General features: G+C 43.2%; 45 protein-coding genes. 3 read left to right on the plus strand and 42 right to left on the minus strand.

What is annotated here, in order from left to right:
• Positions 1–208: 208 nt before the first annotated feature.
• From ACFO6W_RS07045 to ACFO6W_RS07085, 10 genes are all read right to left on the minus strand, one after another.
• Positions 209–493 (minus strand): hypothetical protein, encoded by a 285-nt coding sequence (locus tag ACFO6W_RS07045; RefSeq protein ID WP_379994724.1) that lies wholly within the window; start codon positions 491–493, stop codon positions 209–211.
• Positions 494–498: 5 nt separating this feature from the next.
• Positions 499–1,569: a hypothetical protein gene (locus tag ACFO6W_RS07050; RefSeq protein WP_379994726.1), complete on the minus strand. Its 1,071-nt coding sequence runs from the start codon at positions 1,567–1,569 to the stop codon at positions 499–501.
• Positions 1,566–2,057 carry a hypothetical protein gene (locus ACFO6W_RS07055; protein ID WP_379994728.1) on the minus strand — a complete coding sequence of 164 codons (492 nt, stop codon included), beginning with the start codon at positions 2,055–2,057 and terminating at the stop codon, positions 1,566–1,568. Before ACFO6W_RS07055 ends, ACFO6W_RS07050 begins: the two co-directional genes overlap by 4 nt.
• Before the next feature lie 63 nt (positions 2,058–2,120).
• Entirely contained in the window at positions 2,121–2,456 is a 336-nt protein-coding gene (locus ACFO6W_RS07060; protein ID WP_379994730.1) for a hypothetical protein, read from the minus strand.
• A 184-nt stretch (positions 2,457–2,640) separates the two neighbouring features.
• Positions 2,641–4,359 (minus strand): hypothetical protein, encoded by a 1,719-nt coding sequence (locus tag ACFO6W_RS07065; protein WP_379994732.1) that lies wholly within the window; start codon positions 4,357–4,359, stop codon positions 2,641–2,643.
• Between the two features lie 72 nt (positions 4,360–4,431).
• Positions 4,432–4,545, minus strand: a complete 114-nt coding sequence (locus ACFO6W_RS26495) for a DUF7352 domain-containing protein (RefSeq protein WP_465251901.1) — start codon at positions 4,543–4,545, stop codon at positions 4,432–4,434.
• A complete protein-coding gene (locus ACFO6W_RS07070) occupies positions 4,545–4,760 on the minus strand; it encodes a hypothetical protein (protein ID WP_379994734.1) in 216 nt (71 codons plus the stop codon). The genes ACFO6W_RS26495 and ACFO6W_RS07070 overlap by 1 nt, the downstream gene beginning before the upstream one ends.
• Positions 4,729–5,073 carry a hypothetical protein gene (locus ACFO6W_RS07075; RefSeq protein WP_379994736.1) on the minus strand — a complete coding sequence of 115 codons (345 nt, stop codon included), beginning with the start codon at positions 5,071–5,073 and terminating at the stop codon, positions 4,729–4,731. The genes ACFO6W_RS07070 and ACFO6W_RS07075 overlap by 32 nt, the downstream gene beginning before the upstream one ends.
• 90 nt (positions 5,074–5,163) lie before the next feature.
• Positions 5,164–5,787: a hypothetical protein gene (locus ACFO6W_RS07080; RefSeq protein WP_379994738.1), complete on the minus strand. Its 624-nt coding sequence runs from the start codon at positions 5,785–5,787 to the stop codon at positions 5,164–5,166.
• 98 nt (positions 5,788–5,885) lie between these two features.
• The gene (locus ACFO6W_RS07085; RefSeq protein ID WP_379994740.1) at positions 5,886–6,704 is read right to left on the minus strand and encodes a hypothetical protein; all 819 of its coding nucleotides are present in this window, start codon (positions 6,702–6,704) and stop codon (positions 5,886–5,888) included.
• 42 nt (positions 6,705–6,746) lie between these two features.
• On the opposite strand from ACFO6W_RS07085, the gene ACFO6W_RS07090 reads away from it, so the two are divergent.
• Positions 6,747–6,884: a hypothetical protein gene (locus ACFO6W_RS07090; RefSeq protein WP_379994742.1), complete on the plus strand. Its 138-nt coding sequence runs from the start codon at positions 6,747–6,749 to the stop codon at positions 6,882–6,884.
• A gap of 3 nt (positions 6,885–6,887) precedes the next feature.
• On the opposite strand, the gene ACFO6W_RS07095 is transcribed toward ACFO6W_RS07090, so the two are convergent.
• From ACFO6W_RS07095 to ACFO6W_RS07250, 32 genes are all read right to left on the minus strand, one after another.
• Positions 6,888–7,307 carry a DUF5053 domain-containing protein gene (locus tag ACFO6W_RS07095; protein WP_379994744.1) on the minus strand — a complete coding sequence of 140 codons (420 nt, stop codon included), beginning with the start codon at positions 7,305–7,307 and terminating at the stop codon, positions 6,888–6,890.
• A gap of 46 nt (positions 7,308–7,353) precedes the next feature.
• A complete protein-coding gene (locus tag ACFO6W_RS07100) occupies positions 7,354–7,542 on the minus strand; it encodes a diguanylate cyclase (RefSeq protein WP_379994746.1) in 189 nt (62 codons plus the stop codon).
• Between the two features lie 155 nt (positions 7,543–7,697).
• Positions 7,698–8,291: a hypothetical protein gene (locus tag ACFO6W_RS07105; protein WP_379994748.1), complete on the minus strand. Its 594-nt coding sequence runs from the start codon at positions 8,289–8,291 to the stop codon at positions 7,698–7,700.
• Positions 8,292–8,332: 41 nt separating this feature from the next.
• Positions 8,333–9,280 (minus strand): hypothetical protein, encoded by a 948-nt coding sequence (locus ACFO6W_RS07110; RefSeq protein WP_379994750.1) that lies wholly within the window; start codon positions 9,278–9,280, stop codon positions 8,333–8,335.
• A gap of 65 nt (positions 9,281–9,345) precedes the next feature.
• Positions 9,346–10,446 carry an ATP-dependent Clp protease proteolytic subunit gene (locus ACFO6W_RS07115; RefSeq protein WP_379994752.1) on the minus strand — a complete coding sequence of 367 codons (1,101 nt, stop codon included), beginning with the start codon at positions 10,444–10,446 and terminating at the stop codon, positions 9,346–9,348.
• Positions 10,447–10,563: 117 nt separating this feature from the next.
• Complete coding sequence (locus tag ACFO6W_RS07120) at positions 10,564–11,049, minus strand: hypothetical protein (protein ID WP_379994754.1); 486 nt, start codon at positions 11,047–11,049, stop codon at positions 10,564–10,566.
• A complete protein-coding gene (locus ACFO6W_RS07125) occupies positions 11,046–11,618 on the minus strand; it encodes a hypothetical protein (protein ID WP_379994756.1) in 573 nt (190 codons plus the stop codon). Before ACFO6W_RS07125 ends, ACFO6W_RS07120 begins: the two co-directional genes overlap by 4 nt.
• A 190-nt stretch (positions 11,619–11,808) precedes the next feature.
• On the minus strand, positions 11,809–12,126 hold the full coding sequence (locus ACFO6W_RS07130; RefSeq protein WP_379994758.1) for a hypothetical protein: 318 nt from the start codon (positions 12,124–12,126) through the stop codon (positions 11,809–11,811).
• A gap of 94 nt (positions 12,127–12,220) precedes the next feature.
• The gene (locus ACFO6W_RS07135) at positions 12,221–12,919 is read right to left on the minus strand and encodes a hypothetical protein (protein ID WP_379994760.1); all 699 of its coding nucleotides are present in this window, start codon (positions 12,917–12,919) and stop codon (positions 12,221–12,223) included.
• Positions 12,906–13,145 carry a hypothetical protein gene (locus ACFO6W_RS07140; protein ID WP_379994762.1) on the minus strand — a complete coding sequence of 80 codons (240 nt, stop codon included), beginning with the start codon at positions 13,143–13,145 and terminating at the stop codon, positions 12,906–12,908. The genes ACFO6W_RS07135 and ACFO6W_RS07140 overlap by 14 nt, the downstream gene beginning before the upstream one ends.
• A gap of 67 nt (positions 13,146–13,212) precedes the next feature.
• Entirely contained in the window at positions 13,213–13,539 is a 327-nt protein-coding gene (locus ACFO6W_RS07145) for a hypothetical protein (RefSeq protein ID WP_379994764.1), read from the minus strand.
• Positions 13,520–13,696, minus strand: coding sequence for a hypothetical protein (locus ACFO6W_RS07150; RefSeq protein WP_379994766.1), 177 nt, complete (start codon positions 13,694–13,696; stop codon positions 13,520–13,522). The genes ACFO6W_RS07145 and ACFO6W_RS07150 overlap by 20 nt, the downstream gene beginning before the upstream one ends.
• A gap of 15 nt (positions 13,697–13,711) precedes the next feature.
• Entirely contained in the window at positions 13,712–13,963 is a 252-nt protein-coding gene (locus tag ACFO6W_RS07155) for a hypothetical protein (RefSeq protein WP_379994768.1), read from the minus strand.
• A gap of 4 nt (positions 13,964–13,967) precedes the next feature.
• Positions 13,968–14,486: a hypothetical protein gene (locus ACFO6W_RS07160; protein WP_379994770.1), complete on the minus strand. Its 519-nt coding sequence runs from the start codon at positions 14,484–14,486 to the stop codon at positions 13,968–13,970.
• 4 nt (positions 14,487–14,490) lie between these two features.
• Entirely contained in the window at positions 14,491–15,402 is a 912-nt protein-coding gene (locus ACFO6W_RS07165) for a recombinase family protein (RefSeq protein WP_379994771.1), read from the minus strand.
• The gene (locus ACFO6W_RS07170) at positions 15,399–16,058 is read right to left on the minus strand and encodes a hypothetical protein (protein ID WP_379994773.1); all 660 of its coding nucleotides are present in this window, start codon (positions 16,056–16,058) and stop codon (positions 15,399–15,401) included. The genes ACFO6W_RS07165 and ACFO6W_RS07170 overlap by 4 nt, the downstream gene beginning before the upstream one ends.
• A 41-nt stretch (positions 16,059–16,099) precedes the next feature.
• Entirely contained in the window at positions 16,100–16,378 is a 279-nt protein-coding gene (locus ACFO6W_RS07175) for a hypothetical protein (protein WP_379994775.1), read from the minus strand.
• Positions 16,347–16,682 (minus strand): hypothetical protein, encoded by a 336-nt coding sequence (locus ACFO6W_RS07180; protein WP_379994777.1) that lies wholly within the window; start codon positions 16,680–16,682, stop codon positions 16,347–16,349. Before ACFO6W_RS07180 ends, ACFO6W_RS07175 begins: the two co-directional genes overlap by 32 nt.
• Before the next feature lie 46 nt (positions 16,683–16,728).
• Positions 16,729–16,878: a hypothetical protein gene (locus ACFO6W_RS07185; RefSeq protein ID WP_379994779.1), complete on the minus strand. Its 150-nt coding sequence runs from the start codon at positions 16,876–16,878 to the stop codon at positions 16,729–16,731.
• A 2-nt stretch (positions 16,879–16,880) separates the two neighbouring features.
• Positions 16,881–17,252 (minus strand): hypothetical protein, encoded by a 372-nt coding sequence (locus ACFO6W_RS07190; protein ID WP_379994781.1) that lies wholly within the window; start codon positions 17,250–17,252, stop codon positions 16,881–16,883.
• Between the two features lie 13 nt (positions 17,253–17,265).
• Entirely contained in the window at positions 17,266–17,730 is a 465-nt protein-coding gene (locus tag ACFO6W_RS07195) for a TRM11 family methyltransferase (protein WP_379994783.1), read from the minus strand.
• Positions 17,731–17,741: 11 nt separating this feature from the next.
• Positions 17,742–18,362: a KilA-N domain-containing protein gene (locus ACFO6W_RS07200; RefSeq protein WP_379994785.1), complete on the minus strand. Its 621-nt coding sequence runs from the start codon at positions 18,360–18,362 to the stop codon at positions 17,742–17,744.
• Positions 18,363–18,380: 18 nt separating this feature from the next.
• Positions 18,381–18,782 carry a hypothetical protein gene (locus ACFO6W_RS07205; RefSeq protein WP_379994787.1) on the minus strand — a complete coding sequence of 134 codons (402 nt, stop codon included), beginning with the start codon at positions 18,780–18,782 and terminating at the stop codon, positions 18,381–18,383.
• Between the two features lie 42 nt (positions 18,783–18,824).
• A complete protein-coding gene (locus ACFO6W_RS07210) occupies positions 18,825–19,034 on the minus strand; it encodes a tunnelling fold family protein (protein WP_379994789.1) in 210 nt (69 codons plus the stop codon).
• A 45-nt stretch (positions 19,035–19,079) separates the two neighbouring features.
• The gene (locus ACFO6W_RS07215; protein ID WP_379994791.1) at positions 19,080–19,502 is read right to left on the minus strand and encodes a hypothetical protein; all 423 of its coding nucleotides are present in this window, start codon (positions 19,500–19,502) and stop codon (positions 19,080–19,082) included.
• Positions 19,483–19,704, minus strand: coding sequence for a hypothetical protein (locus tag ACFO6W_RS07220; protein WP_379994794.1), 222 nt, complete (start codon positions 19,702–19,704; stop codon positions 19,483–19,485). Before ACFO6W_RS07220 ends, ACFO6W_RS07215 begins: the two co-directional genes overlap by 20 nt.
• Positions 19,701–20,081: a hypothetical protein gene (locus ACFO6W_RS07225; protein ID WP_379994796.1), complete on the minus strand. Its 381-nt coding sequence runs from the start codon at positions 20,079–20,081 to the stop codon at positions 19,701–19,703. The genes ACFO6W_RS07220 and ACFO6W_RS07225 overlap by 4 nt, the downstream gene beginning before the upstream one ends.
• A gap of 81 nt (positions 20,082–20,162) precedes the next feature.
• Positions 20,163–20,333, minus strand: coding sequence for a hypothetical protein (locus tag ACFO6W_RS07230; RefSeq protein ID WP_379994798.1), 171 nt, complete (start codon positions 20,331–20,333; stop codon positions 20,163–20,165).
• Positions 20,334–20,469: 136 nt separating this feature from the next.
• Complete coding sequence (locus ACFO6W_RS07235; RefSeq protein WP_379994800.1) at positions 20,470–21,183, minus strand: hypothetical protein; 714 nt, start codon at positions 21,181–21,183, stop codon at positions 20,470–20,472.
• Between the two features lies 1 nt (position 21,184).
• On the minus strand, positions 21,185–21,487 hold the full coding sequence (locus ACFO6W_RS07240; RefSeq protein WP_379994802.1) for a hypothetical protein: 303 nt from the start codon (positions 21,485–21,487) through the stop codon (positions 21,185–21,187).
• Between the two features lie 25 nt (positions 21,488–21,512).
• Positions 21,513–21,725: a hypothetical protein gene (locus ACFO6W_RS07245; protein WP_379994804.1), complete on the minus strand. Its 213-nt coding sequence runs from the start codon at positions 21,723–21,725 to the stop codon at positions 21,513–21,515.
• Between the two features lie 45 nt (positions 21,726–21,770).
• Positions 21,771–21,965: a hypothetical protein gene (locus tag ACFO6W_RS07250; RefSeq protein ID WP_379994806.1), complete on the minus strand. Its 195-nt coding sequence runs from the start codon at positions 21,963–21,965 to the stop codon at positions 21,771–21,773.
• Positions 21,966–22,097: 132 nt separating this feature from the next.
• Between ACFO6W_RS07250 and ACFO6W_RS07255 the strand changes: the two genes are divergently transcribed.
• Together ACFO6W_RS07255 and ACFO6W_RS07260 are read left to right on the plus strand one after the other, a co-directional pair.
• Positions 22,098–22,433: a helix-turn-helix domain-containing protein gene (locus ACFO6W_RS07255; protein ID WP_379994808.1), complete on the plus strand. Its 336-nt coding sequence runs from the start codon at positions 22,098–22,100 to the stop codon at positions 22,431–22,433.
• Positions 22,434–22,465: 32 nt separating this feature from the next.
• The gene (locus ACFO6W_RS07260) at positions 22,466–22,825 is read left to right on the plus strand and encodes a hypothetical protein (protein ID WP_379994810.1); all 360 of its coding nucleotides are present in this window, start codon (positions 22,466–22,468) and stop codon (positions 22,823–22,825) included.
• Position 22,826: the final 1 nt, after the last annotated feature.

Genomic DNA, 22,826 nt, shown 5'->3' on the forward strand with positions numbered 1-22,826 from the left:
ATGGGTAAAATTGCCATCGCTTTTATTTATCTAATTTTTTAAATACTGATTCGCATTAATTACTATTTTTGCAATCCTACTTCATACTAAATAATGCGACACAGCGTAACTAAAAGGCATATTAAGCCCTCAGTTATGCGCTGTGTCGCATCTATTATTTTAGTTTTAGTATGAGGTAGGATTCTACTAAGCGACTGGGGGCTTATTTTTACAATATCACTTCCATATTGTTATACATCACTATCATGTCTATGCCGGCAGGATAGACATGGCCTTCAGCATTTCCCTCGCAGTCGCAGGGCTGTATCCCTCTCTGCCGGGCGTCCTGTACATTATACGGCAATCCGCGTACATAGGCCTGCGGGATATACCGCAGCTTGCCCGATTTATCAACATACTTTATAGAGAATATATTCCGCTTGCCATTCGGCAGCCACCGGATATCCAGCTCCTTGAGCATCAGGTTCCGTCTTATATGCGTCGGTTTGTTCATATCAGCTAATTAAAACTATCATCAAATGTATGGTCGAATATCCTGCCTCCTTCAATCCTGGCCTGCAGTTGGTTATTCGAAGCATACCTGTATTTAAACTCGATGGAAGCCATATCGTCTTTCCGGGAGGTTACTTTTACCGTTTCCTGCATAATGGTCACTTCCCGTAGGATCCCGTCTTCCAGCAGGCGGATTTGTTGCGCGTTCAGTAGATCCTCCAGTAGTGCAACCGTTCCCCGGTCAATATGGCCGGTATTCACGGTGATGCCCCTTTCCACGTCACGGCTGATCTGCCGCTGCTTCCTGCCTATATTCCCGAAATCACGCGTCCACTTTTCTTCGGTCGTCGCATCGCCGGTGCAGGTGAATGTCTCCTGGGCGCCGAACGTATTGCGGAAGATGAAGGCTGTCTCATTCTTCACAGGGAGATTATTTACTATAAACCGTATTGTTTCGCTTCCCTGCTTGCCGACTTCGTATGATATCAGGCGGTCTACCGTGATGCCGCACCGCGAAGCGATGACCCCGGGGGATACGTCGTAACGGTAATATGTACCGTCATTGGTAGGAACGGTGCCGATGGTTATCTGTTGCTGCACATCGTCATCTTCACCGATGTACAATGCCTGCACTATGATTTCCCCGGGGCCGTAAAACGAAACGAATTCCCAGCCGCGAGGCTGTACCTGTTTCTCTATCACGCGTGATAACGGCATATCCGTCAGCAGGTGTGTATCGAGCGTGCCTCCCGTTTCGGCATCGCACCGGTAAATAAATACGGAACAGATAATCGTCGGATCCGGATCAGGAAGCTCACGTATCAGGAAATCAACCCGGATGAATGTGCCGTCTTGCCCTTCTTCCAGGACGATATCCTGTACAGGGTCATACGACATAGCCAGCGCCCCGATATCACGGATATATACCTTACCCTCTGTATCCGGAGAGTATGTCTCATGCAGCACTTCCCGGCCAAATATAACGACAATAACATCGACGTTTCCGGATACCGAATCCAGTATGATATCGCCATAATCGGCGCTTAAGCCTTCCAGTGGAAACCTGACAATGTTCATTTCTTCAGTATGAATTTCTTTATAATAAAAATTCCGACTGCAGGGATTATAATAAACCATAGCCAGTTCAGGTTGAAAAGAGAAGCTGTCTCTGTGGCTGATTCTTCTTTTTGATCCGCTGTGATATCCGTCAGGCTGGCGGCTGTATAATCAGTCCGGGTATCTTCTCGCTTTGATTCACCTGCAGCAGTTTGCTGTTCTTTTTGGGCGTTCCGTCTCGATCTTATGTTTTTCTCTTCCTGCAATGGGTAGTTTCCGGCGGAATCAGGTTTTGCGGCCGTGTCATATTTCCGGATATAAATATCCGTATCCTCCGATTCAAAAAAACGGCTCCAGTCGGCATGCCACAGACTGTCAGCTGACCTTCCTGTTACCGACAGACTTGCGCCTGAAGCGGAAGAAACGGACAAATGGCTATCCTTCTTCTTCCGCGATGCACAGGAAGAAAGAAAAATAAAAAAGAATAATAAACAGATAATCCTTACCATAACTAAAAGATATATGCGCAAAGATGCCGTATGTGTATAATTGGAAAAAGGACACCGTAACGGCTAATCCGGATAGCTATCCGTGTCTTTCAGGTAGATGCTCCAGTGCGGAACCCCCTCGATGAACGTTAACCGAAACCCCAGTTCCTCCATTACAGTGCTTACCAGGCTGACGGAAGGCCGAATGGATTCACGAAGCATATAAGCTAGTTCTGCAGATGTTTTAAAATCCTTATCCTCTGTGTCTCCGGAAGTATCAAAGTTTTCCCGGATAAACTGAGACAAAGCTATCTTTACCTTATCTACTGCCTTCGTCTCCGGAGATTCTCTGTGCGATTTCTTGCTATCCTCTCCTTCCTTTTTGCGATCCTGCACAAAACCTATTCTCTTTCTATCCATAGTTAAATACTAAAAAATCCTAATAAAAACATAAAAAAAAGATTGTAAGAAGCTTAGCTGAATAAAAAGAGAGAATAATCTTAAGAGATCTGCTCTTCTCAGTAGCCGGGCCCTAATCTTGCCCTCACGGTTTGCCTCACTTTTAAAGGAAATGTTAAATTTAACATTTATCCTATCCCCTCCATCAGAACCGCGGATTCACAAAGGATGATCCTTTCTTCAGCATCGATCCGTACTTGGCCCACATTCTTTTATCCACAGCATCTCCGAAGTGCGTGGCTTCCTCAGGCAGCACGGATGTCTGCCGCTCGCTGCGCTTATCCTTCTCGAAGAAGCCGTTCATCTTCTGTATAACTGAGGTGTTGTTCATACTGATCAGTGTGTACTTGCACCGTGCGCCGTTGAACCGTTTCTTCGGCAGCCGCGGATCCGTCTCATGCAGCAGGTAACGCCAGAGCAGGTACTTCTCATTGTGCGGCGGTTCCTTCCCCGGATGCCTGCGTACCCTCACCTTCCATTTATTTTTCTCCAGCCGGGATATCGCATGCTGGTTATAAGTCTTCTTTGAATTGGCCAGCCTGATATCTCCGTATGTATCCACTGTATATATGATCATCTTCTCCTTATGCTTCCGGTAATACTCGCAGAAATTATCCATCAGCGTATTGATCATCGTATCCGGATTCTCCTCCGGCTTAACAAAGAACTCATTGATGTTATTATCACACGGGGTGATCAGGCCCGTCACATAATCAAACATACTTTCCTGGCCTACTTCGATAAGTGAGATCTTAGTTCCCCAGTCCGGTGTGATCTCCAGCGGCTTGGACGGATTACAGTCGGCATCACATAGGCTGTCTCTGTGCCTGGCCAACTCGTCCCAATTGAAATTGTTGTTTTCGGCCAGTCCGCGTATATAATCATCGTTATCCGCTTTGTAATATATATGCCTGTCGTCCAGTGAATAATAGCAATCAGTAACCTTATTGAGGTAGAAGTTCAGTATCTCGATCATAAACGATACCAGATCCATCACTTTATACATTCTTGTAAGGTATGAGAAGCCCAGGTTATAGATATTATCGAAAGCATTCGACAGCATGAACAGCGTACCGTCTTCGCTGACAAAGGGCGTAATTGTTTTACGCAAACGCCCGCATTCCTTCCATAATTCCACTGCAGTCTTTTCGTCGTTGTTTATCTTGGCCTGTATAAGCTGCAACTGCATATTGGCTATTTTATTCCAAATGACGAATAACTGGATCCCGGCTTCCTTCTCATAATAGTCCGCAAAGTCGGTTAGCCATTTATGCTCCGGAAGATAACCCATCGACGATGTAAAGGTATATCCGTGATGCTTTAATAACCGGTCTTGGGAATAGATACCGAACTGCTCTTCGTTACCACGGTTGGTTGGTACGGCTTCCTGGTCAAACTTCACTTTATCCAGTGTCAGCGCTTCATCCGACAATGCATAATCGATATTAGGTCCGCGCATTCCGGCAGCCTGGGAAAGCAGGTAAAGACCATGGCCGTTGCTGAATGAGATCATATACTCATAGCTCATAATTTTTTCATGAGGCGTATAGAAGTGATCAGGCGGTTTCTGGCATACCACATAGTCACCTGTTTTCGTTTTCGGGTTATATTTCCGGTAACCTGCTTTCTCAAGATACTTGAATGCAGAAGGAAGCGTTTTCGTTAATGCCTGGCCTAAAGTCTGCTGCACTACCCCGGTTATCCCGCGCGGCATGGTCCGTACATTTTCATCTATCTCAGCACCGGTGATAAATGACTTCCCGGTACCACGCCCGGCAATCAGGGCCTTATACTTTGCCTGGAATGCCATTACGGATATCTGGAACGAATTGAGCGATATGTTTTCTTCCCAAAAATTTTCCATAAGGTAAAATTCGTGCGATATTCCGTTAGGCAAAAGGACATAAAAAAGTGCGTGCAGATCTGCACGCACTTTTTAAATAACCAAAATACCATTTTGCATCTGTACATCCAGTATTTTATATCCTTCCGGCAATTCTATGGGCTGAAAGCCTATAACCTTAAGCGGATATTTATATATAGCCTTCATCACCATTCGATTTTAGTCAAATCCAACCCTATAGGGTCTGTATGCTTCGATATCTTATAACCAAGCTCTACAAGTTTCATCTGATACTCTGGCGTGACTACCGGTATGCATATCATTTGATTGCCACGGCTCGCGGATTGCTCTATATCTTGGATAATAACCTCAAATGGCCGGATATTTTCTTCAGTTAGTTTTCTTGCTTCTTTTGCGTGCATACATTTCATTTTTTCTTGTTAATCGTTTTTCTTCTTCCTTCCTGAAGGCCATCACATCAGCCATGGCCAACTGTGCCAGCATGACTACGACCTGACGCTGCGAGTGCGGCAGCCGGCTCTTTTTCTCCCTGACGGAGATATATTCCTTCAGTACCGTTTCCGGAGTCAACAGCCCCGATTCGTTCAGTGTATCGGCAGGCGTGCGCCTGTACTTCATCCCGGAAGGAGGCAAAGGCCTGTTTTTATACCCTTGTATCCGGGCATCCAGTAATTCCGGGAACTTTACATCCTCTATCGCTTCTCTTATTGTCATATTTTTTTTAAATGAAAAGTGAAGAACGAAAAGTGATAAATATTTTTCACTCTTAATTTTTCACTTTTAGTTTTTAGTTTTTCACTTCAATCACGTATCCAACAATTCGATGATATCCCCGTCTTCCACCTCCGGCGTAGTCATGGCGGCGACAATGGTCTGTATCTCCTCCTGCGACAAGTCCTTCAATTTATCCATGGGAATATTTACCGTTGTTTTATTATTATTCAGCTGGATATAGAATATATTCTTTTCCATCCGGCGCGGATCTTCCTCGCCCATCGGCTTGTCGCCGATAATCTCCTTCAGTACCTTATGTGCCGCTACACGCTCCTTATACTTGCCCTGGAGCTTGCAATCGCGGATAGTCTCCACCAGGTCTTTGATCTGCCATTGCTGCCAGAAATCAAAATCGAAAGTAAACTTTGTTTTGAACAGTTCCTGCGCCAGCTTTACGTCCTGCCGGGCCTGGTTCCGGGATATGTTATACTTGGCCAGCAGGCGCGGGATCACATTGGACGGATGGTATTCATCCAGTGCGCCGGCTGCATATTTCACCCGGTTAAATTCCCCCCGGTACTTTTCAGGCAAAGGGGAGTTCTCCGGATCAAGGATATGCGCCAGGATTACATCGTATGGCTGTTCCTCCAGGCTTTTTTTCGGCTCAAATCCGGCAGGGACGGCAGATGGTGTAAGGCTGTTCTTTTTACCCATGATTTTAATTTAGTATAGTTACAAGTTACTTCGCCTCCGGGCAGTTACAAGTTACAAGAAAAAAGTAACTCGTAACTTGTAACTCGTAACTAAAAAAATCATTTCAACTCCGCTATCTTCGTATCGATAGCCAGCTTTTCCTCACGAAGCTGTGCGACGCGCTTCTCCTGGGCAATGCGTTTCGGACCTGCCGGCATCGGGTTAGGCTTAGCACCTTTTTTATCCTTCTGATATTCCAGCCTGTTTTCTGCTTTTGCGAGTTTGGTGCGCCAGTTCTCAGACATCTTTTTCAAGGCTTCCGGATCATCGGGCAATGTAAACGTTGGCTCTTCTTTTTTCGGTTCCAGCACTTCCATAGCTATCTTCTCCGGGTCGAATGGTTCGGCGAACAGGGCTTCGTCCGGCAGCGTGCCATCCTGCTTGTAAGCCTCGAAAGCTTTCCATAACGTATCCATGCGGCGGCTGGCGGTATCGATAATCAGGCCTATGCGTTTGCGTTCAGCGTTCGATTTTTCGTCATTGCCTTCGCCTGTAGTCTTCAGGGCCTGATGCTGCAGGCTGCGCGCCGTATAGAGCTCGCGCACCTCGCTGACCAGCCTTTTCACAATAGCCGGATATTCTTCCGGAAGTTCCTTCTCCAGCTGCGGGATAAAAGTTTCAGGATCCAGCAGCGGCGGTTCGTCCTCATGGGCTGGGCTGCCGGCATCCGGATTCGTACAGTAGCGTATATAGCCGCGCATTTCCGCCAGCAGCTTCTTGGGGATATCCGAGCGGTTACGGTTCTTTTCGAAGTTGGCTACTACAAAAGGCTTATATCCCGCCTCTTTTAGTATTGTCAAACCTTTGTCGATACTTCTCTCTTTTGTGTTCAGCCAGTCGACGGCCTGTTGCCTGGAATCAGTTTTTATTGTATCCATATTATAAAAAATTATTTAATTATCTGATATGCCGATCTGCCAATGATAAAAAGCTATTGGCATATTATAATAGCCAAAGCTCGTGCGAATTTCCGTGAGGCAAAAGGACATGAAAAAGCCCCGCCGGGAAGGGCGGGGCTGGTAAAAACTCAGGAACTAATTATAGCATTACCAAATTAATAATTAAGTATTAATCAATGAAATTGATGTATCCTGAAATTTTCCGCCTATTTCATTCAAAGCTTTTGATAATATCTTTATCTCTTCATTATTAAATTGTACACGCTTACCGTTTACTTTCGAATTATTCAGCCGTTGGTAGAACCATTGCCGTGACTTGCCAAAATATTCTTTAGCGATGGATGATATGGATACATAAGGCAAAATCGTATCCAGCTGCTTTCTAACGGTGATAAATTCTATTAACTCTTCCGCTTCCTGTACAGCCTTTTTTGCACCTTCTTCAAATTGCCTGCTTATAATTTTCTTCTCTTCTTCACTCCTTGCGGCCTGCTCCGATTTTATTTTTTTATCGAAAGCGGCATAGTCTTCTTCAGTTTCTAGCGTATTCCATTCAGCCAGATATTTTTCTATTTGATTCATAAATTTTATCTTTTATAAAGCGCCTCCGAAAAGGCGCTTTCGTTAATTACTTCCTTAATTTCAATAACTCAATCAATTCATCCAGTAAATAATCTATTGTATTGTACATTGTTTGTTTTGATTTAGGCGTCGCGCTTAATTCATCCCAATATACACTGAAAAACAAAAGATTACGCTTTATGTGCTTTATTCTCTCTTCTACTTCTTCCTGTTCCATCATTTCAAATTTAAACATTAATACTTTTATTAATTTGGTATTACAAATATAATAACCTTTTGGTAATTATGCAAACTTTTAAGCTATTTTTTTCACAAAAAACACAAAAAAAATACCTGTATCACTACAGGTATTTTTACATGGAAAAAAATAAACTAAAGAAAAAGCCCGGTTTACGGTGTCACAGGTACCAGGGTAAGCAATCCCTCTGTTTCACCTTCATACACAAGCGCTTTGCCGGCACGGTAGGTAAACTGCAGGGTTGTCTGGTTACGGTCGGAAGCTGCTGTTCCGGTAACGGCGCCGTCGCCTCCGGGTACATAGCTGCACCCACGCTTCTTGCCGCCCATCAGATATTCGACATCATTCATATCCTGTACGATAAAGAACATCTTGCGGTTCAGCGCCGCGTTGATAAAACCAAATACTGTTTTGCTCAGTTTCGCTTTCACTATATTGAGCGTGTAGATCACCGACATACCGTCTACTTCCCCTTCGGTCGTCACAGTGAAATTACCGGCGTCTTCGGTCATATCAAAATAAAAAGCGCGCGTACCCGGCTTCATTACCAGATCGCCCACTAGGGCGCCGGCTTCATCCAACGGAAGCGGAACGGTCGGCGATGCCGGTGCCGGTTCATCAGGCCACGCAGCCACATCATCCCAGTACCCATAGATAACGCGCGTCGAGATACCTCCCGCATTACCGCCATTACAGCCCAGGTTTTGGTCCACATCTTCCAGCTCTATACATTTCTGGTTTGCCATAATTTTTTTTATTAAGAATGAATAATTTTTTCATTGACACATTAAGGTGTAGGAGGAGTAGCTTCTTCCACTGTTGTCCATACCACTTCGTTAAGCCCGAAGCCCAGGCCTTCCCACCAATCTGTCAGAAACGACACGCAGCGCTTCGACTCTTCCAGTTTCATATTGCCGGCATTCTCACCTTTTTTAGTGAGATGGATAAGATTCTTAACCGGAGTAATCCATATGTCATCCGTACCGATCATCGAAGGAAATCCTGTCACCTTCGCAGGGGAGAAGTCCAGTGTATCGTCTATCTGTCCCGGATTCGTATGCTGGTAATAACCGAGCGCACGCTTATCCTTCAGGAAGGCACGCCTCCATTTCGGGGAAAGACCCACTACCATCGGCACGTTCTGGTACTCTTCAGCTACCTGCTCATAGCCATATTCTATCTGATCGTAGATAGTGGCTATATCCAATGTGCCGATATTGATACGGTTCACAGGCTTGTTCTCAAGCAGGTATTTCAACCCGTTCATACTGTCTTCCGTATCACCGGCTGTCCCCGGCGTAGGAGCCTGGAACTGTCCCTTGTAGTACAGTTTCATCTCCATATCGTTCTCGATCTGATCGAAGACATGAACTTCAAGCAGGTAACGGATCAATGGCCATTCCTTGCGGCTCAGGTTATTGGCTGCAAGGAAGCCAAGCCAGGTGGCCTCGATGTCGTCCGGCCAGATATCCATATCCACCTTCATGTGATACAGGTAGATCGGATTAGGCTTGAACAGCGGGTTTCCTTTCGGCGTATAAGTCTTCTGGAAAGGCTGCACGATGCTGTCTATATATGAGCTGCCCATCTGGTAAACGGTATCGTTCGTCTTGATGGGAGTCGCGTTCTTGACGGTTTCCCGCCCGAAAAGGAGCAGTCTTTTCAACCGGGCCATGTTCTGGCCGGAGTTCAGGTAATATGCCCCGTATTCCTGGATAATTGCTGATACATCCATATTGTTAAATTAAGAATGAAAAATTAAAAATGAATAATTCACTGTTGACTGCTAACTGTTGACTGTCAATACACGTCCGCAGCCCTGTTGTGCGGCAGCTTGTCGATAGCTTCCCAGTCTACATCGTCATCTTCCTTTTCTTTGCCGTCTCCCCCATTGCCTTGTGGTGATTCGGGTTTCGCTCCCGGACGTCTTGCAAGGATGGCCTTGATAGCCGTTACTTTGGCCGTGCCGTCGGCAGCAGCTTTTACAGTCGTATCGATACCATCCAGCGCGCCGGTCAGTTCATTCAGTGCGGTTTCAGCCGTATCCTTTGCCGATTCGGCACTCTCTTTGGCTGTCGTAGCATCCCCGGCAGCCTGCTCCAGCTCTCCCAGCTTTTGATTGAGTGCCGTCAGCTGGGCAACGGTTAAGGTTACCTTATCGTCGGCAGCTTCGAAGCCCTCGATATTCAGCGCCTTGTTCAGGTTTGAAAATGTTTTGTTCATCTCGTTTTTATTTTTAGGTGAGAAAAATTGTTTTGCCTTATCCATCCACGACAGGTCCTCATTATCATCGGTAATGGTAGCCTCCGGAACAGGAAGCCCGTTCGCCTTCATGATTGCTACCTGATGGTTGGATATCACCGGCTTTTTATTTTTTGTAGGTAATAGTTCGTCCACCAGTCCCAGGTCGACGGCTTCCCTGGCCGACAGCCAGCGCGCTTCCTTCATCAGCTCCATCACTTTTTTTAATTCCATGCCGCGGCTGTTTACATAATCCCTGGCCAGTACCAGTGTGACGGTTTCCGCGTCTTTCTTCTGGGCCACGAGGTCAGCGATAGCCTGATCGATGTCATCCTCATTCATCGACCCCCACGCATCCACCCATAACAAAGGCTTATGAATAAGGTATAGCGAATCTTCATGTATGATAGTCTTCTTCGCGCCGTGGCCGATCAGCGTGGAAGCCGATGCATTCATCCCGACATACTCCAGCGTCACATCCCCATGGGATGCAAACAGGTCCTTAATTTTCAAAGCATGATTGACATCACCGCCGTATGAAGTTGTTTTGACGGTAATAGGGCCTTCGCCCAGTTCGTTCATCAGGTACTTTACATAGCCCATCGAGAAGCCGTAACTGCCGATGTCGCCCATGATTTCCAGTGTTCTGTCTTTTGCCATATTTATAACTGTTTACGGCAAAGTAACGGGCAAAAAAAAGGCAGGTAAAGGACATCATGCCCCTTACCTGCTTCGGTAGCTGCCGGCTGACAGCTATATTATATTATGGTGTAACTCTTATGGTATAAGCACTACAGCGTCTATAAAATGGCACGGGAAAGGCTGCATACCTGAAAAAGTAAACTGCAGCTGATTCCGGTTCTGTATCGTCTGGCCTGTCGTCGCCGTTCGGTTAAAGATCAGATGGCAGTTACCATCACCTGCCAGCCGTGTTTTACCGTTATTGTCCTCAAATAGTACAAGCCAGTAACCTCTCTCCAGAATGGCCAGCTGTTTACTGTTCAGAGCATCCGCCTTGGGGATAATACCTGTTACCACGGGGTTATATATGGATCCGGCTGCCGTCTGTGTCTTCTCTTCCGTAAACTGCATTGTGTCCGGCGTACAGTAGATCTCTATCATATCCCCGTCACCGGTAAGGTTCAGGAAGGTTTCCCCGCGCGTATAGTTATGCGATATGCTGTCCAGCGATTCAGGTGGAATAGCATATATTTTATGCATACCTCCCAGATTGCCGCAAAAATCATAAATTATCTTTTTCATGTGGTTTTCGTACCTGCAACATTGTCCTTTTTCTCGGACAATGTTGCCAAAGTTATTTTATTAATTAATTCAGCCAATTCCTTTATCACATAATTTTTATCCACATCGAGGTTACGCTGGCAACTTTTATAAATACTTTCCTTTGGCCAGACGTCCTCCGGAAACATAAATTTCTCCTGGAACAGGTCGATGCTCTCGGACAGAGATGTGCCTGTCGCACGGTGCATGCCGACAAATGAATACATTAGAATTTTTGCGCGGCCTTCCAGTATGCAGTTAAGCCGTACAATATCGGTCTTCGATAGTTCCCAGCCGTAACGGTAGAAGTCATCCTGCGATATCCGGATATTTATCTCGTCGGAATACCTTTTAAATAGGTATTTATCATACTTCTTTTCATGCCGGTAGGATCTTTTACTTAGCCGTTCGCGAAATTCTTCATACAGGCCTTTATCGGATGACAGGTCAACCGACGGCGGAAGATCAGAACTATCCGGTTCACCGAATTTCAATTCCAGAAATCTACTGACATATGACTTACACGGAAATCTTACCAGAAATTTATTCATATACCCTCCTTAGCTATATTTACCGTGTAAAGATACGGTTTTCAGAGCATTTATTTAAGACATATAAAAAAGCCTGTCATCGCGACAGGCTTTTTCAGAACTAAATTTAACACAATATATAAATGCCGTCATCGCGACGGGATCGGGATGGATAAATTGTTATCATTTCAATACTTTTCAGAAAATGTTATCATTTTTTACGGAGGCCCATCAGGTATTTCAGTTTCTTTATTATATTGATCGACCTTTCCGTGAGGTTCCTTAACCGGTCGGCCTGTCCTTCCGCACCGGGAACCTTCTCCAGAATCTTCCAGCCTTCGAAGGCCGTCATCCCGAACTGCTCATACAGTTCCATCAGGTCGGTTATCTCGTCATCGGTGATAACGCAATACTGTAACAGCAGCAACAGCGCCTGCGAATTGGTCTTCACCCCGAATTTTTCCTGAAGCTGAAGCAGGCGCTTATTCTGATCTTCCGTCAGGTCGCGTATTAATATATTCTTACTCATAATTTAATGTGGAAATTATTCACTCCGCAAATTTGCGGTTTGGCCTTCTCTTTATTATTCTTCACTTATCACTTTTAGTTTTTCACTTTCCTCTTTATATCTTCTTTTGCACATACTCCACCGCCTTCACCAGCTCGTCATATGTCAGGTCCTTGCCGGTGATCAGATTGTATTTTATGTAATACCGGGCAATGCGGTTCTCGCGATCATGGCCTACCATGATCGCGATGCTCCGCCAGAAGCCGACGTATGAGTTCAATAGCTTATTAACACATACCTGGAGGCTGTCATTGAATTTATATTCCAGCCTGATGCCTTCTTCATCGCATACGGGTTCGAGGTTCATAGCCCGGAGTTCCTGAACAAAGTTTTCGATCAACCGGTACTTGTGCGCTTCCCGCGACAGGATCGCCCGGAGCTTACCAGATGGATTTACTTCGCAATAAATCACTCTGCAAGTATCTGTCAGAAAATACTTCTGTTCTAAATTATAAATATGCCTGGCAATGGAAATGTCTGAAAATATGGTTATATTGGCTTCCTGCGCATCCGGATAAATAAATTCTGCTTCCTCGATTGTAAGGTCGACAAAGCGGATATAGCGCATCGGTATTTCAAAATAATCATTTTCGCTGTAGCAAGGATACACCCTGGCGCACGGCCCTACAGCCGTCATCGTATTAAAATCCCAGGCCCGCATCTTTTGCCCGCAAAAATCGGGTATGGTAATGCCAATCTCCTGCAGCTGGGCTGCCGTGGCATCGAGGGTTACTTCTAAGTTAATCTTCTTCATTTTCACTATCCATTAATCGTAATGCTGCCAGGCTTTCCGGATCTTCCGGGCCGGCGCAATGTGAACAAAGAGTATATGTTTCATCCACCCACCAGCACGGGCCGTAGTCCGGATCGTAGCAGGCGTGGTTATCAGTGCAGCCGCAAACTTTACATATCCCGGCTTCAGGTTCCTGTTCTGTACCCACACCGCAATTTTGCGGTTTGGCTTTTTCATTCATTGGCATATCGGCTATTTTTTTTACTGTTTACAGTTTACTGCTAACTGTTAACTGAAAATATTGGCACATTATCTCAATCTCGTCCTTTCCCTTTGTACTTCTTTCTGTCCGAGTCCTCATTGTTGGCCGCTGATACTTTATCGTATTCTACCTGCAGGCAGTTGTAGCGGTTCATAATCCGGTTCCACTCCGGGCCGATGTCTATGCCCTTGGCGATGCGGGCTTCTACTTCAGCGATATCGCTCTCGATCTGTTCCAGTGTACGGCGCTGCGTATTATAAACGCAGGACCTCTCATGCCTGGGCGCTACCTTGGTAAAGGTTACAGGCGTCACCATTCCGCAATTTTGCGGTGTGGCAGATGTACTGCCGGCTAAGTATTCAGGTTTTTTGTATTTCATCGCGGTCCTCCATCATTAACATCATTTCAAAATCTATCATCTGTACGCAGTCGGCGCACATACCCTCCCCGATCACGATCTCGGAGGAGGTTTCCCCGCAGCAAGTGCATTTGCCGTGAGTCAGGTCGGATAGTCCGTAAGTGGTTACTTTTTTCATGTTGTTTTATTTTTATTAAATTAGTTCATCAATCAGGGCGGCAGCTTCGTCGCCGTAATATTCGAAAATCATATCAGCAAGCGATTTGTTCTCAAGCTCGTAATCGCCGTGCTGTTTTTTTATCCATTCATCAAACTTGACAATATCAATTTTTATAGACTGGCATACCAAAGTCATAAACCCGTCATAAAACGGGCCTATCGAAATACCGAAGCATTCTTTAAAGTCGTTTTTCGCTTCACTCCATTGACCTATCCTGTACGCCATATATTTATGTTTTTTCCGTTGTATCCTGAGTTTGGCTCTGTTTCTCTATTTTTGCTATACTCATTTTACTATAAATCCTTTTAGCATAAAGATATCCTTCATCTTTACGAAATTTATCTACCTGGCTATACTTCATAAATTCAATATTTCCATCCGGAGCTACAGAGTGGTGGCAATAATGGGCGCCACTGTCTTTGTCGAAATGGCTGTAAATTGCTATCAGCATTTTGCCTTCATCAGTTATAGCTTTCACAATATCCCCTTTCTCAAATTTGAGAGGAGTAACATAGCCTTCCCATGTTGTCACATCTTCGCTGGGAAACAACAGGCAGTCTGTTCCTCCCTTAAGTACCGAACCTTTCGTATTGAAACGCATAGGCCTGTAACCCTTCTTTTTATTACCTATTACAATAGGGAACTCATTATCTGGTTCTATTCTGAGTACCGTTTTCTTATTTTGATGGATTACAGAATATATTTCTATATCGGGAATCAAATAATCCAGTAGGTTTAATTCTTCCATTTTTTTAAAATTTGTAATATTGCTTCTGGCTTCCGCTATTCGCATTGCGAACGAGTCTCAATGCTTTCTGGGTAGATTCAAGAAGTTCTTTTAAATCGGCGTTTTTTTTGAGCCATTGGCTAAACGATGACGGTGAATATTCGTATCCTTGCTCTTTCAATTTCTCTACAATGTATTTATGTGTCAAACCATCTGTTATTAAACTTCGTATCAACTCTCTATGTGAATCTAAAAACAAGCTGGACATTTCACCCTTTAGTTGATACCTGTTAGAAATCTTATTTTTAAAATCTCCGTAACCAAAACCTATATCAATATTATTTTCTATACAGTATCTGCGTAATGTTTCCTTGTGAACTCCAAGCATTCTGGCTATCTGAGGAGCAGTTAACCCGGCTTGCCGATATTCCCTTATCAGTGTTTCTTTTCCTCTAAGTTTACTATTTGAACCTTTACTCCCGGGAGGCCTGCCTAAAATAACACCATTGCGCCGACATCTTTCCAGGCCTTCGACTGTCCGTTTTACAATCATTTCCCGTTCTATCTGGGCTGCAATACCAAAGCAGAATACCATCATGATACCTGTCAGGTCTCCTTTTTTTATGGTACTTATGCTATCTTTTACCGAATAAATAATGATATCATTCTCAATACAGAATTCTACAATCCGAAAAAGCATAAATACGGACCGGGCAAGCCGGCTGATCTCGGACACGATGATGATATCGCCGGCTCTGGCTTTCTTCATTAATTGGCCCAGATGTCGTTTGTTGTAATCCTTCACGCCGGATACACCTTCATCTTTTATCCATTCGTCAATAGAGGTATGGAGTTCTTCGGCTTTTTTTTCCACTCCAATTTTCTGGCTTTCAACATCCTGCTTGTCGCTCGACACTCTTAAATATCCGTAAATCATACCCTATACTCATTTTTCCGTATATACTTCGGCGAATTAAAATATTCCACAAAATAGTCCCATTCGTCATCAAACCTTTTTTCGAAATCCTCTCCGGCAATCTCCTGATAGGTTGTAGCATCGTTGAACGCACGCAGGGAGGGGTCTATCCTTTTCATAATGGCATCTTCTTCCGAATCAGTATATACGCGCGGTTCTTTGTTGTCTACCTTTTTACCGCCTGCTATCCTGTAATCGAACTTACCGTATATCAATTCTATTTCTTTGCTCCAGGGATCGGCTTTTAGTTCAATGTCCGGATTGAATTTAAAATAAGTGGATAAAACCGCGAATATTACGCGGTAAGATGGTTCTGCCATGAGTGTCTTAATAGCCCCGGAAATATGCCGGTAGACCGTATTCACTTCTTTAGCAAAATCGATATATGTGATATGGGTGTCCTTATCCATCGCGTTATATAGCCTATTCCGGTCCTCTATCCTTTTTATGGAAATCTTCTTCGGTTTCTTCAGTTCATATTCCAGGAAAATACGGATACCGCGTTCGCGGGAGATATGCATGATCGTTTCAACCCAGTAGCAATACTTTTTATCCCCGAAGGTATTCTGGGTATAGAACGGGAAGTAGTTATTGTAGGATAGGTTAGGCTTTTTCATATTTTTTTAGTTACGAGTTACAAGTTACGGGTTACAAGATGTTAACTGTTGACTGCTAACTGTTTACTGTTATATTCTGCCGGCACGGTATTCATCCATCTTTCGCGTTCGCGGCGTACCAGATCGACACTGATGATAGCATTTGTTGTGACATACAGGTTTTCGGCATTCCCTGCACTGTCGGCGATAACCTCCAGTACCATCCGCGAATAGGATAGCATAGAATGTAAAGCCAGCATAGCCTCCCGGCATTCGTCCGGAGAGACTGCTTCGCCGGCTTTGGCGGCGTCAATTACCTGCTGGATCGTTCTTTTGCACATGCTTTGCAAGGTTTAAGTCTGCATCGGGAACGCTCTTATTATTTTCATCGAGCATGCATATAGCAACGGCGCTTATGTACATTTTTTTTGCTACAGGATCTTTTTTAATGCTTTGTTCTATAAGCTCTATTATCGATATGGGATTGCCTATACCGATAGTCATATCCATATCAAGCGTATCCAATTTCGTCAGGCACAAAAGCGGTATCTTTTTTCTTTGGGCTATTTCAGCAACCTTAAGGAGCATGGTTTTCACTTCCATTTCTTCCGGATCCGGGGTTAGTTCTTTTTTGTTTTCTTCCATGATTGTTATTTGATTTTAGCAAACCGCAGATTTGCGGTCTGGGATTTTATTTGAAATAAGCTTTCATAAATGCAATGATAATATCCGTAACGATGCGTATTAATGTGAAAATACCTAATACCATTACAAGGGAATAGTTGAATTGTACTTTCTTTTCCAACTCCTTTATTTTCTTTTCCAGTTCTTCGTTTTCCATTGTTATTTAAATTCTATGGTTTCTTCCTTATTAACCGCTTTAATACAACCATCCCTGAACTGAATGATTTTGTTATAGAAATATGGATCGTCATCCTTTAATCCGGGATGCTTTTCCAGTATGTCATTCAATCCTTCTACTATCGATTCAGACTCATAGGGGAATAATACCCCGTCACAATCGGAATGGTTTATTAGCGGATAGATACCATGCGGAATTGTATGCCGGGACATCAATACACAACCTGGGGCATTATTATTGTATCCGCAAAACTGATCTATATCCAAGCCGATAAGTGAACAAAGCTTTTTTCTAAAGTCGTTGAACGAGCTATATGGCCCGTGCCAGCATTCATGTGTCGTATCTAATCCCATTTTTCCTCCTTATTTATTTTATAAAGCACATCCATATTGTCTTGGACTGGCGTCCTGTTATATGCCCGAACAATGGACATTTGCCGATAACTTTAATTACACTGCTAACTTTTATCTGGTCTTCATTCCATTTAAAAACAAGTATGCCGTTCGGCTTTAAAACACGCATGCATTCGTTAAATCCGGCCCGGATAACTTCTTCCCAGTTCTCAGGCAATACACCGTATTTCTTAGCCATCCAGCTTGTTTTTCCCAGATTTTTCAAATGAGGCGGGTCGAAGACTACCAGATAAAAAGATTCGCTGTCGAAAGGCATATCGGTAAAATCCATCACAACGTCCGGATTTATATCCAATGCCCTGCCATCGCAAAGGATATGTTGCTCCGACCTGATATCCCCGAACACAACATCCGGATTATTTTTGTCGAACCAGAACATCCGGCTGCCACAACAAGCATCTAATATTTTCTTATCCATAGCCAGTTTTTTCATTCCGCAATTCTGCGGTTTGGGTTATCTAATGCTTTTTTTACTTCTTTCAGCATATTCTGTCGCCAGGATTTCTGGCCTTTATCGATCTCCTTCTGCAGAGCTGCCGCTTCCTTCTCTTCGCGGAGAAGGTCTTTATAGAGGGGATTGCGTGAGAGTTTCTTCCGGAGTGTTTTTATCCCTGCTTCCATTTCGGCCAACTGTCGCTGGAGAGGATCTTCCTGCTTTCGGTTTGCTGCAAAGGCATTCTTCAGGAAGTCGCGTTCGAGTTTCGGATCCAGCCAGCCCAGAAACTTGATAAAGATATCAAGATGCATCCAGGTACCGGGAGCGGTTCCGCCGGAGATAATCCGCACGATATTGCCCTTGTCGGTAAATTCCAGTTCCGGATCCAGACCGTACTCGACGCTTACACCGAGCACAAAGTCCTTTACTTTCTGGCTACGGATGTAGCCGTAGACGTCTTTTTTATATTCTTTGGCCAGAGACGAGGCATTGAATAGACTGTCGGGGTTGGGGCGGAACTGGCGGCTGTTTGTCTCCTGTTCCACGGGTACCAGGGCGATGTTGTTTACTATTTTTCCCATATTGTTTAAATTTACTGATTGGGCACTCCGCAAATTTGCGGTTTGCCTCTTTTATCCTTCCTGTTTTATTTCGAGATATTCGCAGCTATATGCTCCGCTGAACCCATCCAGCCACACAACCAATTCCCCGCACATTAATTGAGGCCCGTGGGTAACAGTCCAGATCCTGTCCGGATAATGATCCTTTTCAGCGCCGGTCATAATCACTTTCGTTCCGGGAACCATAGACCTTCGCCGGAGTTCTTCAGGGAATGCTTCTTCAGAGGTTATAGCCTCAATTTTCCTGCCTGAGCAATTACAGTAGAGTATGCTGCTATTGGGGAATAACGGCTGTAAATATGCCCTCAGGTCTGCATCTTTGTACAGGTTGTGGGACATTAATACTTTCTTTTCCACTGTTATCTTTGATTTGGCAGCGTCAGGATATTGTTTTTTGATTTGTTCCAGTGTCATTTGATTTGTTCTTTTTCATTCCGCAAATTTGCGGTGTGGTTATTAATCTTTTATTGGCAACATTTCATCGCCGTGCTCCTGAAATATACTATCTATTATGTTTTGATAATCATACCCTTCTGTCCTGTAGCAACTAAGTTCATTTTTCAATACTCCATCATACTGCCTACAATGTAAGTCACCCTCCAATAATTCAATCAGATTGCTTAAATCCTGTTTGATTTGTTTAAGCTTTTCGATTTTTCTCTTCATAGCTTATTTTCCTCCTTTTTTTCACACCGCAATTTTGCGTAGTGGTTACCAATAGTTCTTAATCTTCAGTTTCGTCATCGTTCTCAGGCCATATTTCAGCCTTAATTTTTCAAGACGGATGGTAGCGTTTCTTTTATCCCGGACTTTGGCGGCAATCTCCGGATTCGTTTTCATTGCGGGGACATGCCCTTTTTTGAACCGGAATTCCTCCCCTCCCGGAACGCTCCAGCCCTTCAGCCCTTTTGTCGGTTGGGGCGGATGCGCTTTCCGGGACATTTCCGATATTTCCGCTCTTCTTGATTCTAAAAAGGATTCCTCTTTTTCGAGATCAAGTTCCCGGGCTTTTCTTATCATTGTTCGCATGGATACCCCCAGTTTTTCCGCCAGATCCCTGTTGAATGAAGAAGAGAATTCACGCCTTAACATTTCGAGCATTTCCTCTGTCCAATTAACTTTTATCCCTTTCATTTAGCTCCTTTTTGTCACTACGCAAATTTGCGTAGTGGTTAATAATAGCGGTATATATCCGCGATAACAATGTTACGATCAACACCAGCAGCTGGATAATCACGACCAGCAACCCGGCCTCCTGCGAACACCATCCGAGCGCTACACATATGCCGGCGAATATGCACATGGCAAAGAATAGTTGGACTTCATGTGTTTTCATAATACGTACTCATCATCGTCATCGTAGTCGTAAGGGTATTCGAACTGAGCCTGCCAGTTCTCGTCTTCGTATTGCTTGAGCATGGCAATCTCTTCCACCGTGCGGTCCTGTTCATCCTTAGCCTGAATACGTTTGCACTGTTCCTCAAAATTCCACATATTGTATTCGCTATTCTTACGTTTGGCTGCCATTTCTTTGGCTTTCTTGTATTGTCCCACCGCCTTGTCTGCCAGGCACTGGCATTTCTTCCGGGCGTCGTCGATCTCCTGCATGGTCAGCCCGCTTTCGTTTTCTAACGACATCGACGCTTCGAAATGCGAGTAGTCGTAGCTTAGCATCACTTTTACCGATGCCGTTTTGATAATTGTTTCTGTCATAGCTTATTTTTATTTAGTTTTTTCAGACCGCAATTTTGCGGTTTGGTTATTTTTCATTCTTCGTTCTTCACTTTTCGTTTTTCATATTTCTTCTATATTAATTTTCACCGATACCACAGAAAGCGAAAAATCACTGTCATTCATCCGGAACATATACCTGTTGATCGTCTCATACAGGTATGTTACTTCGACAGGTTTATCTTCGCCGGTGTACAGGTACTTTTTATCTTTAATTAATTCCTTCGGATCCATGATTATTAATTTGAAGATTAGCAATTTAGTAAATCAGTATATTGATTTTTTTTGATAATAGTTTCCAACTCCCCGAATTATCCGAGGGGAATTTATTATTGGCACATTGGCATATTATTAAATCAGTACATTAAACTCAACTGGAATTATTCATCTTGGATACGAGATATTCTACAGGCATTTTCAGCCCTTTGTCGTCCCGTATTTTATTCAGAATTTCCCATACCTTATGCCCGATAACGCCGTAATTAGACCATTGTACTACCTTCCTGGCGATATCCGGCGGACAGTTTATATCCCTTAGCCGGCCTTTCAGGCCTTCCCAGTTACGTTTTATCCCGTCATCGGGCGGGTGATCTCCGTCGGGGGAGTAGGTTTCAATTGGTGGAGAATTGGATGGAGGCTGCCGGCGAATAACGCCGCCTTTGGGACCGGGGCTGCGTTCAGGGGAAGCAGGGGATGGAGGGGACTGGGTAGCAGCTCCCGCGCTTTTCTTGTAGAGAATAGAATTTCCATCATTGGAAATCTTATCGCTGGCGGTGACGCCTTCCGGTATCGGTTCAAGGCAAAGTATGATGTCTGCATATCCGTTTTTAGACCGGTAATCTATCATCCCCCTTTCCTTCAGCATATCAAGTGCTTCCTTATATGTATTGTAAGAATACCGGATATCAGTTTTTAATGACTGATTATTTACTTTAATATACTGTTTCCATGGCTTATCCTTAGTTCCACTGTCATTGAACCGCACTAATATGGCATGATATAATTCCAGCGCACTGTGGGTAAAAGGATTAGTCCGATGCTCCCGGTTAAAATTAATTATATACTCTACATATGATTTAGCCATATTATTCTATTATAGAGTTTTTATTCTTTTCATACTTCTCCAGCGTAATCTCCGCCATTCTTACGGCAGCTATCTCGCGGCGGCTGTAATATATCGGGGAATTTTTTGCCTTTCCCCGCCTGATCTTCTTCACAGCCCCGCTTTTGATCTGCTGGAGTAACCAGTGTTCACTGCCCGCAAGCTGGCAAGCCTCTTCATACTTGACTTCGTCAAAGGAAGGGTAAAGTTGCTTAAGCACCGATAGGGCGGCGATATCTCCGGCTTCTATATATAACTGTTTTAATTTGAAGAGATCGATTTCCATAGCGTAAGTAAACTAGTGGTTATAATTATCCTTCAGTAGCTTTTATTTCAAAATGTTCAAATTCAATAGTCATTTTTGTGCCTATCATGTCAATCACGCGAATATCGTGACTGAAATCGTCGCATTCTTCCGTATAAATAATAATATCATCCTCCTTAATTGTAGATTCAATATTATTAGCCAGGTTATGTAGATAAGCTATTACCTCTTCTTTTATTAATACTTTCCTTATTTTCATGATTCTATATTTTTTGTTATTTAAATGGTTACAGTAGTCGTAATACTACGATTTTCTTTTTATTGTTATAAATTCCTCACTTACCAATACGGATATCTTCCAACCCATATCAGAAACTACAATATTTGCATTTGACCGTATGCTCGAAGGCTTATAATCAGGCCTCGGCAATACTATCTCTTCGCCTACCTTAAGGGCTTTTATCGATCCTCTTACATTGATTTTTTCTATTGTTTCCATTTGTATTGATTGATATATTTATGCAAATATAAATAAATATCTTGCAGAATATGCAATATAATATTACATAAAATGCAAATATTTTGCAAATAATATTCTAATTAATTGATAATCAATAGATAATTTAATATCATGGAATTTGCACAAAAGAAAATTTTGGAAAATATTGAGTCAATTCGTGAATACAAGCGAAAAATGACTCGGAAAGCATTAGTTGAAAAAATCAATATTTCCGAAGCAACATACAGCCGTATAGTTGATGGAAAAGTTCTATTGACATATAATAGACTTGCAGATATTGCAAAAGCACTTGATTATTCTGTAATCAACATAATAACATATCCTGACGAATATATAAATCAACAAAATCCCACTTCTACAAAAGTATTAGTGGAATTGGAGGTTAGTAATGATGAATTTATAAAGCTAGGATTAAAAGATAAAGTATTACAAATTCTAAATAAATAAAATATCAATAAACAATTAAACCTTAATACATTATGTCAGAAAATGATGAAAGAAAAAATTATTTAAATGCAACCATGTATGAAATTTTTATTTGCAGAGCCTTTAAGTGTAATAACTCAAAAAATGGGGCACATCTCAGTAATATGAAAAATCTAATCGATGCTGAAAATGGAAAATTATGGGTTTCGCATTTACCATCTGCATCTGCTCAATTAATAACTGTAAAAAAATATATATCAAATGCTATTGATGAATTTCTCAAAAAGAGATTATCAAATGCAGAAAGAGAGAACCTCTTAAAACTAAAACATATAGTTGAATTAGCAACAAGTTCATCCCAGTTATTTCAAGTTATTGATGAAGGATTAGAAATTACGGATAGATTTAAATAAC

It is taken from the genome of Dysgonomonas termitidis, from assembly GCF_042654545.1.
In the GTDB taxonomy this organism is placed as follows: Bacteria; Bacteroidota; Bacteroidia; order Bacteroidales; family Dysgonomonadaceae; genus Dysgonomonas; species Dysgonomonas termitidis.

Coding starts and splice junctions, on each gene's coding strand:
- ACFO6W_RS07185 (WP_379994779.1), bottom strand. CDS start 16,878: ATGGAAAACGAAGAACTGGAAAAGAAAATAAAGGAGTTGGAAAAGAAA.
- ACFO6W_RS07255 (WP_379994808.1), top strand. CDS start 22,098: ATGGAATTTGCACAAAAGAAAATTTTGGAAAATATTGAGTCAATTCGT.
- ACFO6W_RS07130 (WP_379994758.1), bottom strand. CDS start 12,126: ATGAGTAAGAATATATTAATACGCGACCTGACGGAAGATCAGAATAAG.
- ACFO6W_RS07070 (WP_379994734.1), bottom strand. CDS start 4,760: ATGCACGCAAAAGAAGCAAGAAAACTAACTGAAGAAAATATCCGGCCA.
- ACFO6W_RS07075 (WP_379994736.1), bottom strand. CDS start 5,073: ATGACAATAAGAGAAGCGATAGAGGATGTAAAGTTCCCGGAATTACTG.
- ACFO6W_RS07215 (WP_379994791.1), bottom strand. CDS start 19,502: ATGAAAGGGATAAAAGTTAATTGGACAGAGGAAATGCTCGAAATGTTA.
- ACFO6W_RS07080 (WP_379994738.1), bottom strand. CDS start 5,787: ATGGGTAAAAAGAACAGCCTTACACCATCTGCCGTCCCTGCCGGATTT.
- ACFO6W_RS07245 (WP_379994804.1), bottom strand. CDS start 21,725: ATGAAAATAAGGAAAGTATTAATAAAAGAAGAGGTAATAGCTTATCTA.
- ACFO6W_RS07175 (WP_379994775.1), bottom strand. CDS start 16,378: ATGTGCAAAAGAACGATCCAGCAGGTAATTGACGCCGCCAAAGCCGGC.
- ACFO6W_RS07100 (WP_379994746.1), bottom strand. CDS start 7,542: ATGTTTAAATTTGAAATGATGGAACAGGAAGAAGTAGAAGAGAGAATA.
- ACFO6W_RS07145 (WP_379994764.1), bottom strand. CDS start 13,539: ATGAAATACAAAAAACCTGAATACTTAGCCGGCAGTACATCTGCCACA.
- ACFO6W_RS07055 (WP_379994728.1), bottom strand. CDS start 2,057: ATGGTAAGGATTATCTGTTTATTATTCTTTTTTATTTTTCTTTCTTCC.
- ACFO6W_RS07250 (WP_379994806.1), bottom strand. CDS start 21,965: ATGGAAACAATAGAAAAAATCAATGTAAGAGGATCGATAAAAGCCCTT.
- ACFO6W_RS07240 (WP_379994802.1), bottom strand. CDS start 21,487: ATGGAAATCGATCTCTTCAAATTAAAACAGTTATATATAGAAGCCGGA.
- ACFO6W_RS07120 (WP_379994754.1), bottom strand. CDS start 11,049: ATGAAAAAGATAATTTATGATTTTTGCGGCAATCTGGGAGGTATGCAT.
- ACFO6W_RS07160 (WP_379994770.1), bottom strand. CDS start 14,486: ATGGAAGAATTAAACCTACTGGATTATTTGATTCCCGATATAGAAATA.
- ACFO6W_RS07050 (WP_379994726.1), bottom strand. CDS start 1,569: ATGAACATTGTCAGGTTTCCACTGGAAGGCTTAAGCGCCGATTATGGC.
- ACFO6W_RS07195 (WP_379994783.1), bottom strand. CDS start 17,730: ATGGATAAGAAAATATTAGATGCTTGTTGTGGCAGCCGGATGTTCTGG.
- ACFO6W_RS26495 (WP_465251901.1), bottom strand. CDS start 4,545: ATGAAGGCTATATATAAATATCCGCTTAAGGTTATAGGCTTTCAGCCC.
- ACFO6W_RS07165 (WP_379994771.1), bottom strand. CDS start 15,402: ATGATTTACGGATATTTAAGAGTGTCGAGCGACAAGCAGGATGTTGAA.
- ACFO6W_RS07225 (WP_379994796.1), bottom strand. CDS start 20,081: ATGACAGAAACAATTATCAAAACGGCATCGGTAAAAGTGATGCTAAGC.
- ACFO6W_RS07260 (WP_379994810.1), top strand. CDS start 22,466: ATGTCAGAAAATGATGAAAGAAAAAATTATTTAAATGCAACCATGTAT.
- ACFO6W_RS07125 (WP_379994756.1), bottom strand. CDS start 11,618: ATGAATAAATTTCTGGTAAGATTTCCGTGTAAGTCATATGTCAGTAGA.
- ACFO6W_RS07205 (WP_379994787.1), bottom strand. CDS start 18,782: ATGACACTGGAACAAATCAAAAAACAATATCCTGACGCTGCCAAATCA.
- ACFO6W_RS07235 (WP_379994800.1), bottom strand. CDS start 21,183: ATGGCTAAATCATATGTAGAGTATATAATTAATTTTAACCGGGAGCAT.
- ACFO6W_RS07140 (WP_379994762.1), bottom strand. CDS start 13,145: ATGCCAATGAATGAAAAAGCCAAACCGCAAAATTGCGGTGTGGGTACA.
- ACFO6W_RS07190 (WP_379994781.1), bottom strand. CDS start 17,252: ATGGGATTAGATACGACACATGAATGCTGGCACGGGCCATATAGCTCG.
- ACFO6W_RS07060 (WP_379994730.1), bottom strand. CDS start 2,456: ATGGATAGAAAGAGAATAGGTTTTGTGCAGGATCGCAAAAAGGAAGGA.
- ACFO6W_RS07150 (WP_379994766.1), bottom strand. CDS start 13,696: ATGAAAAAAGTAACCACTTACGGACTATCCGACCTGACTCACGGCAAA.
- ACFO6W_RS07180 (WP_379994777.1), bottom strand. CDS start 16,682: ATGGAAGAAAACAAAAAAGAACTAACCCCGGATCCGGAAGAAATGGAA.
- ACFO6W_RS07045 (WP_379994724.1), bottom strand. CDS start 493: ATGAACAAACCGACGCATATAAGACGGAACCTGATGCTCAAGGAGCTG.
- ACFO6W_RS07105 (WP_379994748.1), bottom strand. CDS start 8,291: ATGGCAAACCAGAAATGTATAGAGCTGGAAGATGTGGACCAAAACCTG.
- ACFO6W_RS07230 (WP_379994798.1), bottom strand. CDS start 20,333: ATGGATCCGAAGGAATTAATTAAAGATAAAAAGTACCTGTACACCGGC.
- ACFO6W_RS07110 (WP_379994750.1), bottom strand. CDS start 9,280: ATGGATGTATCAGCAATTATCCAGGAATACGGGGCATATTACCTGAAC.
- ACFO6W_RS07115 (WP_379994752.1), bottom strand. CDS start 10,446: ATGGCAAAAGACAGAACACTGGAAATCATGGGCGACATCGGCAGTTAC.
- ACFO6W_RS07090 (WP_379994742.1), top strand. CDS start 6,747: ATGATAAAAAGCTATTGGCATATTATAATAGCCAAAGCTCGTGCGAAT.
- ACFO6W_RS07220 (WP_379994794.1), bottom strand. CDS start 19,704: ATGAAAACACATGAAGTCCAACTATTCTTTGCCATGTGCATATTCGCC.
- ACFO6W_RS07095 (WP_379994744.1), bottom strand. CDS start 7,307: ATGAATCAAATAGAAAAATATCTGGCTGAATGGAATACGCTAGAAACT.
- ACFO6W_RS07065 (WP_379994732.1), bottom strand. CDS start 4,359: ATGGAAAATTTTTGGGAAGAAAACATATCGCTCAATTCGTTCCAGATA.
- ACFO6W_RS07210 (WP_379994789.1), bottom strand. CDS start 19,034: ATGAAGAGAAAAATCGAAAAGCTTAAACAAATCAAACAGGATTTAAGC.
- ACFO6W_RS07135 (WP_379994760.1), bottom strand. CDS start 12,919: ATGAAGAAGATTAACTTAGAAGTAACCCTCGATGCCACGGCAGCCCAG.
- ACFO6W_RS07085 (WP_379994740.1), bottom strand. CDS start 6,704: ATGGATACAATAAAAACTGATTCCAGGCAACAGGCCGTCGACTGGCTG.
- ACFO6W_RS07155 (WP_379994768.1), bottom strand. CDS start 13,963: ATGGCGTACAGGATAGGTCAATGGAGTGAAGCGAAAAACGACTTTAAA.
- ACFO6W_RS07170 (WP_379994773.1), bottom strand. CDS start 16,058: ATGAAAAAGCCTAACCTATCCTACAATAACTACTTCCCGTTCTATACC.